This is a genomic window from Brevinematia bacterium, from assembly GCA_039630355.1.
Lineage (GTDB): Bacteria > Spirochaetota > Brevinematia > DTOW01 > DTOW01 > SKYB106.
Map to the genome: position 1 here is coordinate 1 of JBCNVF010000002.1, position 6850 is coordinate 6850.

General features: G+C 38.6%; 10 protein-coding genes. 2 read left to right on the forward strand and 8 right to left on the reverse strand.

Annotated elements, in window-relative coordinates; genetic code table 11:
• The 7 genes from ABDH28_00055 to ABDH28_00085 form a co-directional block, all read right to left on the reverse strand.
• Positions 1-423, reverse strand: a 423-nt coding sequence (locus tag ABDH28_00055; protein ID MEN2997421.1) for a hypothetical protein, incomplete at its 3' end; no start/stop codon positions are given.
• 10 nt (positions 424-433) lie between these two features.
• On the reverse strand, positions 434-940 hold the full coding sequence (locus tag ABDH28_00060) for a hypothetical protein (protein MEN2997422.1): 507 nt from the start codon (positions 938-940) through the stop codon (positions 434-436).
• A gap of 3 nt (positions 941-943) precedes the next feature.
• A complete protein-coding gene (locus tag ABDH28_00065; GenBank protein MEN2997423.1) occupies positions 944-2719 on the reverse strand; it encodes a hypothetical protein in 1776 nt (591 codons plus the stop codon).
• The gene (locus tag ABDH28_00070; protein ID MEN2997424.1) at positions 2716-2928 is read right to left on the reverse strand and encodes a hypothetical protein; all 213 of its coding nucleotides are present in this window, start codon (positions 2926-2928) and stop codon (positions 2716-2718) included. The genes ABDH28_00065 and ABDH28_00070 overlap by 4 nt, the downstream gene beginning before the upstream one ends.
• 15 nt (positions 2929-2943) lie before the next feature.
• Positions 2944-3153: a hypothetical protein gene (locus tag ABDH28_00075; GenBank protein ID MEN2997425.1), complete on the reverse strand. Its 210-nt coding sequence runs from the start codon at positions 3151-3153 to the stop codon at positions 2944-2946.
• An 11-nt stretch (positions 3154-3164) separates the two neighbouring features.
• The gene (locus tag ABDH28_00080; protein ID MEN2997426.1) at positions 3165-4697 is read right to left on the reverse strand and encodes a phage terminase large subunit; all 1533 of its coding nucleotides are present in this window, start codon (positions 4695-4697) and stop codon (positions 3165-3167) included.
• Positions 4698-5063, reverse strand: coding sequence for a hypothetical protein (locus ABDH28_00085; protein MEN2997427.1), 366 nt, complete (start codon positions 5061-5063; stop codon positions 4698-4700).
• An 82-nt stretch (positions 5064-5145) separates the two neighbouring features.
• Between ABDH28_00085 and ABDH28_00090 the strand changes: the two genes are divergently transcribed.
• Positions 5146-5445, forward strand: a complete 300-nt coding sequence (locus ABDH28_00090) for a hypothetical protein (protein ID MEN2997428.1) — start codon at positions 5146-5148, stop codon at positions 5443-5445.
• Positions 5442-5876: a hypothetical protein gene (locus tag ABDH28_00095; protein MEN2997429.1), complete on the forward strand. Its 435-nt coding sequence runs from the start codon at positions 5442-5444 to the stop codon at positions 5874-5876. Before ABDH28_00090 ends, ABDH28_00095 begins: the two co-directional genes overlap by 4 nt.
• On the opposite strand, the gene ABDH28_00100 is transcribed toward ABDH28_00095, so the two are convergent.
• Positions 5844-6692, reverse strand: a complete 849-nt coding sequence (locus tag ABDH28_00100; protein MEN2997430.1) for a DNA adenine methylase — start codon at positions 6690-6692, stop codon at positions 5844-5846. The two genes, ABDH28_00095 and ABDH28_00100, sit on opposite strands and share 33 nt — an antisense overlap.
• Positions 6693-6850: the final 158 nt, after the last annotated feature.

A 6850-nucleotide genomic window follows, 5' to 3' on the forward strand; every position in this document is an offset into this window, starting at 1 on the left:
GTTTTGCCCAGTTCCGTATATCAAGTCTCTTGCTATCCTGTCTTTTGCTAGATTTTCAAGTTCATTTAACTTGTCTGTCAGAAGGTCAATAACTTCTGCTTCTCCTCTAACTGCGTCAATCTCGTCTTGCGAGATAGATACAACGTACTGGAATATTCCTATAGGAACTCTGCCAACTATAGGGTTACCTAGTCTTTCTGGTGTTAGAGTATCGTAGTATCTTGCTCTCTGAACTGGTATGTTTGGAGTTGCTAGACGGGTTCTAAACTCATACTCAACTCCACCGTCAACAATCCTTTTGTTTTTTCTCAGAACTACGCTTAAAGCGCTGGTCTTCCACACATCTTCAACGACCTTACCATAAAGGTCGTACGTTCTTATGTAGCCGTTCAACGCATCGGCCACGTCTTGTAACGTTGCCATATTGCACCTCCTATATTAGTTTTCTATCCCTCTTTATTTGCTCCGCAATGTTTGTCCAACTAGTTCTCGTGTGGGTTGCTTTTTTTGTGCTGTCTTCTCTCGGTTTCTGTTTTACCTCTGTATCCATAACAACCACTTTTCTGTTCAACTCATCAATATCTTTCACAAGCTTTCTTGCCTCCAGTATAACATTCGGAGTTATACCGAGAGTTTTCACAATCTCTTCTACATCTTTTTCTTCTATGTTAATCTCTTTAGCAACCCTTTTTATGCTTCCATAGTCTAGAGCAACACCTGCAGGAATACCTTCGTGGGGGGTTTCTTTCTGAAAACCTGTTTCTTGCTGAAAACTTTGGTTTTCTTTTGGAAACTCCCCCTCTCCCTGCGGAGCAGTATCGCCATTATTATTAACGATTTCAGTCTGTTTGTCAAGTCCTTCTTTTTTCGTCCCGCTATCGTCCTTGACTATTGATGTTGCTATTGCCTCCTCAACAGCTTCTCTCACAACATCATCCATACACTACCCCTGCGGTGCAGGTTGCCGAGGTGTAGTCTGTTGCCCTTTGAGAGCATCTAGGATACTCTTTATTATAGTGACGACTACCATTGCTTGTGCATCTGCTTGCTGGTATCCCTTTGCTACTAACTCCTGCACCATTTGCTGTATTTGTGGCTTCATATCAGGATCTTCAAGTATGTCCTTTGCCATTTTTAGCACATCAGGTGTAACCTCATCAGGGTTTATTCCGACGGCAGAAAGAAACTTTTTGTCTGCCTCACTTAAAACTAATGTTCCTTCCATAGCCAGACCTCCTATAGAAATATTACTTAGACCCACAAGTTTGCTAATTATCCTACCTGCATTAATTGTTAGGGCCTCAGACACCTTTTCTACCAAAAGTTCGGTTTTTGATAGGAAAAGGTGCTTATATTTATCCAAAATTACGTTCATTGCTATTTGTGGTGGGAACACTCCCGCATTGGTAAACCTAATAACTGTATCAACGATTTCTTCATCTCTTCTCAAAGCAGAAAAGACTGGTGTTATATCAGGTGTGTAGTTGCGCGAGTCTTCCATAAACTTCAAAGCGATATCCTCCTGTACATTAACAATCTGCCTTTCAACCAAAACGTCCAAAATTTCTGATATGTACTCTGTAAGCGTCTGAAAGAATTGTCTAAAGGATGGGACCTTGATTTGAAGTCTGCTTAGTGCGATGTTATACATTTGCTGTAATCCTGCGCCAGATGATATGTTAGCAGGCCTGATACCACGAAGGATTTCATTCATTCCGAATATATCGTCAATAAGAGCTGAGGATATGTTGTATGCTTCAAAGTTGAAGTTAAGTCCAATTCCTCTATCTATCACGATATCACTGTACTCTGGAACTGGTATTATTACACCCGGGTAGAGTTCTATCTGGTTTGGTTGCATATTTCTCGCTTTAACAATTCCCAAAGAAGCAAGACCCATAACGATATCGGAGTAGGACACTATCTTGTTAATCATAACTTGCGTATCTCTAGCCTGAGAAACCTCTGACAGCTGGTAATCATACACAGTTCCAATAAACGGGTCTTGCGTTATAATTGCGTACGGAAAGACTGCTGTTGTGAGTTCTTCTTCCAAAACGACTTCTCCTCTTATGTCTCCAACCAACTCCCCATAATCACTTTTTAAAACGACAAGCCTCATTTTGTCCTTTTCTCTGTAGTGGATTTTGGTAAAGATGCTAAATTTTTCTTTGTTTGAGCTATAATACTGCTGGAATACACTTGTTGGTATAGGCAAAAGAGGTCTGTCATTCCTTGCTATATATCTTTCAACAACGTATCCTGCAGTTTGCAGGTCAAGGGAACCATTTTCTGGGTAGAACTGAAACGGGTAGACAAAATCCACCTTAAATCCCTTTTGCGTTATTCCCATTCTCACAACGGAGTATCCAGCAACTAGAGAGAAACCAACTGCCTTCGCTATTTGGTTTGCATTGTACGGAATTTGCAAAAGCCTGTTTATTTCTGCTTCAACAACTCTGTACTCGGCAGGAATATTGTTAAGCTTAACCTCTGGGTAGTTCTGAATAAAGTAAGACGTCAGAGCCTTTATGTACGTGATTATTTTATTATGAACTCTCTTGGGAAGTCCTTTTACGTCAATCGGCATCCAATTTTTAGTTCTCCACTGGTCACCAGACACAAACTGGAAAAGCCTTTGTATCTGAATCAGTTCTGTTTTTGCGTTGTTGTAATCCTTTTGTATTTCATCAACAACCTTATCTGACTTACTACTCACCTCCTTACCTCCTTTTCAATCGGTTGTTTGTAAAAGTCTTTGTAAAGGTTTGCAACATATCTCAGCTTTATTATTCTACCATCATAGACAACCTTCATATCATTGTTGTATATTTTGTTTATTCCGCTTCCGCAAACTCCACAAACCCACTCACTGTTTTTCTTAACAGGGTTTATTATTATGTGCTTGTTTCTGCAAATGTAAAACATACACCCTCCCATTCCTCAAATGCCGAGATAGTCTTTAAAATCATCATATCTGTTGTTTGCTATCGTTTTAACCTCTTTTACATTTTCGTCATCGTTTGTTCTTTTTTTGTCCTCGCTTATCTTTCTTCTGTCCTCAAGCATTTTCTCAAGCGCATTTTGCCTTACAGCCAAAAGTACAGTTAAGATTGAATTTACAATAACAATTACCAACATTACTTCTACCATCTGCACCTCCTCTAGGCAAGACTGTAGTTTATAATATCGTTTACCTTTCTTTCAACACTGCTGTTAAGGACTGAAAATTGTATTTTCTGTGAGTGTATGCTTTTAACGATTAGGAGTAGAGCACTTATAAAGTCGTCGCCACCAGAAGCACGGATGTACCCTGTATCAACTCTCAACTTACTAAGTTCTTTTGCTATGTTGCTTGTTATCTGAATTTGTTTTGTGTTCAGGTATTCAAGCAGGATTTTGTACAGATACAATCTCTCATCCCTTGTTATTGCTATACCCAAGTTGTTGGATTTGTCTCTTATGATGTTGAAATATCCAAGTTCCTTCAGGTAGTCAGAGAAAGCAAAACCTATTCCGTTTCTCTCAAAAGAAATTAGAGCGTTGTTGTATTTTCTTGCAAGGTAAACTGCCTTATAAGCAACTTCTCTCACACTGTCCTTGTTGGAGTAGTACTGACAGCAAACTTCACCGGAAAGGGTGTAGACAAGGATAACGGATGTATCAAGTTCAACACCACCGCTTATGTCAACACCCACGAAATAAGACTTACTCGTTGTTGGGTATTTGAAGTATTCAAGAGTGTTCACATCCTGTTGTTCTGGTATCTCAACTACATCCTTGTTCTGGTCTAAAACCAAGGAATAGCGGGTGAAGGAGGTTTGTAATAGTTCCGTAAGGTCTTCGTTTCTAAGAAGGAGAACGTCATTCGCTAGCACGTAGGCACCATAAACCCGCTTCATATATTCTTCTTCGCTTATGTTCCTTATTTTTCGTATCTTGTCGTGTTTTATAAACTTGTTCTGCATTGTAGCAACATTTACGACGCTAAAGTCTTCATCTGGTATTCCCTTATCTTTCGCAAAGAACATATCATAAACCCAATCAACTCCTTCTGTTGGAGTGTAGGTCATTATGACTTGTCCTTGCGTATCTATTGTTCTTGCGTATGCTTCTAGGAATATTTCTTTCGGAGGTCTTTCATCAAACGCAACCAAATCAACGGAAGCAGATTGAAAGGAATAAACCCCGCTTTCAACGGATTTAAGGGTTATTTTTGAGCCGTTAAAGAATTCGTAGGTGTAGGTTTTTTTGTTGAATGTTGCAAAGCCTTTAGACAAAGCCTCTATTCTACTGCTCACAACATCTTCACCCAGAGGAAAACTTACAACAACAACCCATACTCTTGTGTTAGGTTTTTCTAATGCTTTCAACACACAAGCGCTTACTAACGCAGTAGTTTTACCGCTTTTGTTCCCTCCCTTAAACAAAACAATATCTCTCTTTTTAACAAAAATTTCGCCCAAGAAAACAAGTTGCTTTCTGTGAAACCTTACAAGACTTAGAGGGAATTTTTGTTTCAATGCCTTTAAAGTCCTGTAGAGGGCATAAGCAACAGACTTGTACTTCGCTTTTGCTTTCTTAAGAAGTTCCTGAAAGTAGGAGGTTCTGAATATGGTTTTTTTGTAAATTACCTCCTTGAGCCATCTTCTGATGCCTAAGTAATCGTATTCATCTTTTTCTTTGTCAAAAACCATTCACACCCCCTCAATAAACTCATCTGGCAGTTTTTTCTTCTTCTCAAGCGCTTTTGTCAAGACATCCAAATACTTTACTGCTATCGCATCCTCCAGATTCGGATTTTTTAATCTTTCTCTGCAAAATCCTATGACCCAATCCCATCCAACCTCATCGCTATTTTCTGCTTCCAATTGCTTTTTTTCAAGAAAGGTTAGCATTTCTTGGATTTTCTCCTTGTTCTTATAGACCCAAACGTGTGATATTTTGTTTTTTTCTATCGCTTGAGCAAACGAAAGACCCGTGAATACATCTATAGCAACACTCACAAGCTTGGGAGATTTAAAAATTCTTACCATCTCCCTCCTTAAGTTTTCGTCAATCATAGCAAGATTATAACATATTCAAGACCACCTTTCAAGTTTTTTCAACTTGAAAACTACATAGGTTGCTGTTTATAATTTTTCTATGGTAAACGAAGAAGTAGTAAGAATACATTCTGACATAATTGAGAGGATTTGTTCGGTCATTCCTGCTGTTGAACTAAGGGAATCGCTTGGTATCAAGAAGTCCTCGCTCTCAAACATAAGGGCCGGTAGAAGGTATTTAAGTCTTCCTATGGTAAAGAAACTCATCAGGTTTGTTGCAACTAAGTATCCATCTCTAAGCATCTACATTCCAGACAGAATACCCGTAGTTGTAAGAGGAGGCAGGAGTAGTTTTATAATCTATCTTGACAAGGAAAAACTGGTAAATGAGATGCTATGATAAAGGTTGCTGTTGGAGAAATAAAGAACGAAAACGATGACAGGTTTGCCGAAACTTTTCTATACTTCAGAGGAATAAACGAACTATCGGTCGCCTACAGCGTACTTGAATTTATACCGAAGACCAAAAAGTATGAAATAAAAATAGGTAAAAACAAGTTTGTGATAAAAGAGGAATTTGGCTTCAAAGACGAATATCCTGTCTACACGAAGATAATTGCATCTTGTATTTTGTTTGGAGAAAAGGTAATGTTCAAGCTTTCTGATGAATTCTCCGTCATCTTCTATCAGGACAACGGAATAAAGGTAAAAGTGAAAACAACAGGCAAAAACAAACCACAAACCGTGAAAACACTAAAAGAGATAGCAAAAGACCTTCTAGACGATGTCTGGAATTGGCTAGAACAAAGCTTCCACGTGTACAGAAACTGACTTCGTGTCCTTGTTAGTAAAAAGATACTCTACAAAGGTTTTATTTTGCATACCGATGCAACTGGCTCTCACCAGCTTGTCAACAATTTTAAGCTTGCTAGCAAACTTCATAACAACTTCCTTTGCTTCTTCGTTTTTTTCACCGTGGCCTAGAGACAAAAGAAAATCATTTTTTATTTCCAAAACAACATCCAGCAGTCTTTCGTAGTCAAACTTGTTTGTTCTGCCCTCTATTCCTATGACGCTATTAGGATACGGCGGGTCTAGATAGAAAAATACTCCCTTTTTATCATAACCTCTAACTACGCTTTCATAGTCAGTGCTTATAAAAACCGTGTTCTTGAACCTAATTCCCATTTCTCTTATACTTTCAACAATCCGGTCTTTGCTTATTCTTACATCGCATTCCTTCTCCTTCCTGTCCTTAACCCAAATCCACAGAAACTTACTTCTCCCCTTTACGAAAGGAATAGTTGTCAAGAGATAGAGAAAATAGTTAACTGCCCTGATGAATTCATCTCTCCCCTCTACAGCAAGTCTTCTGTATTCCTCGTAATCCTTGCTGTAGATTGGAGTGAAAAGAATGTACTCAGCAAATTTCTCCGTGTCATCCCTTATGCATTTCAACATATTTATTACATCCTCGTTTATGTCATTCAGTACATCTAACTCTGTCCTCGTTGGCTTTAAGAAGCTAACAACCCCAGTCCCAGCAAATGGCTCAACATAAACCTTTGCCTCTCTGGGAAAATACCTATAAAGCCAGTTTAGCAAGGATTTCTTGCTCCCAGCATACGAGACAAATGGTGAAACCATAACAGTGATTTTCTACCAGAAGCCCACCATCTTTCAACAAAAAACAAAACAAAAACCAAAACCAACTACAAAATAATACGATAGTATTATTTTGTAGAAGAACCTTATCTAAAGATCTTGATCTCAATACTCCCTAATAAAAATCTCTTGAAGAGATT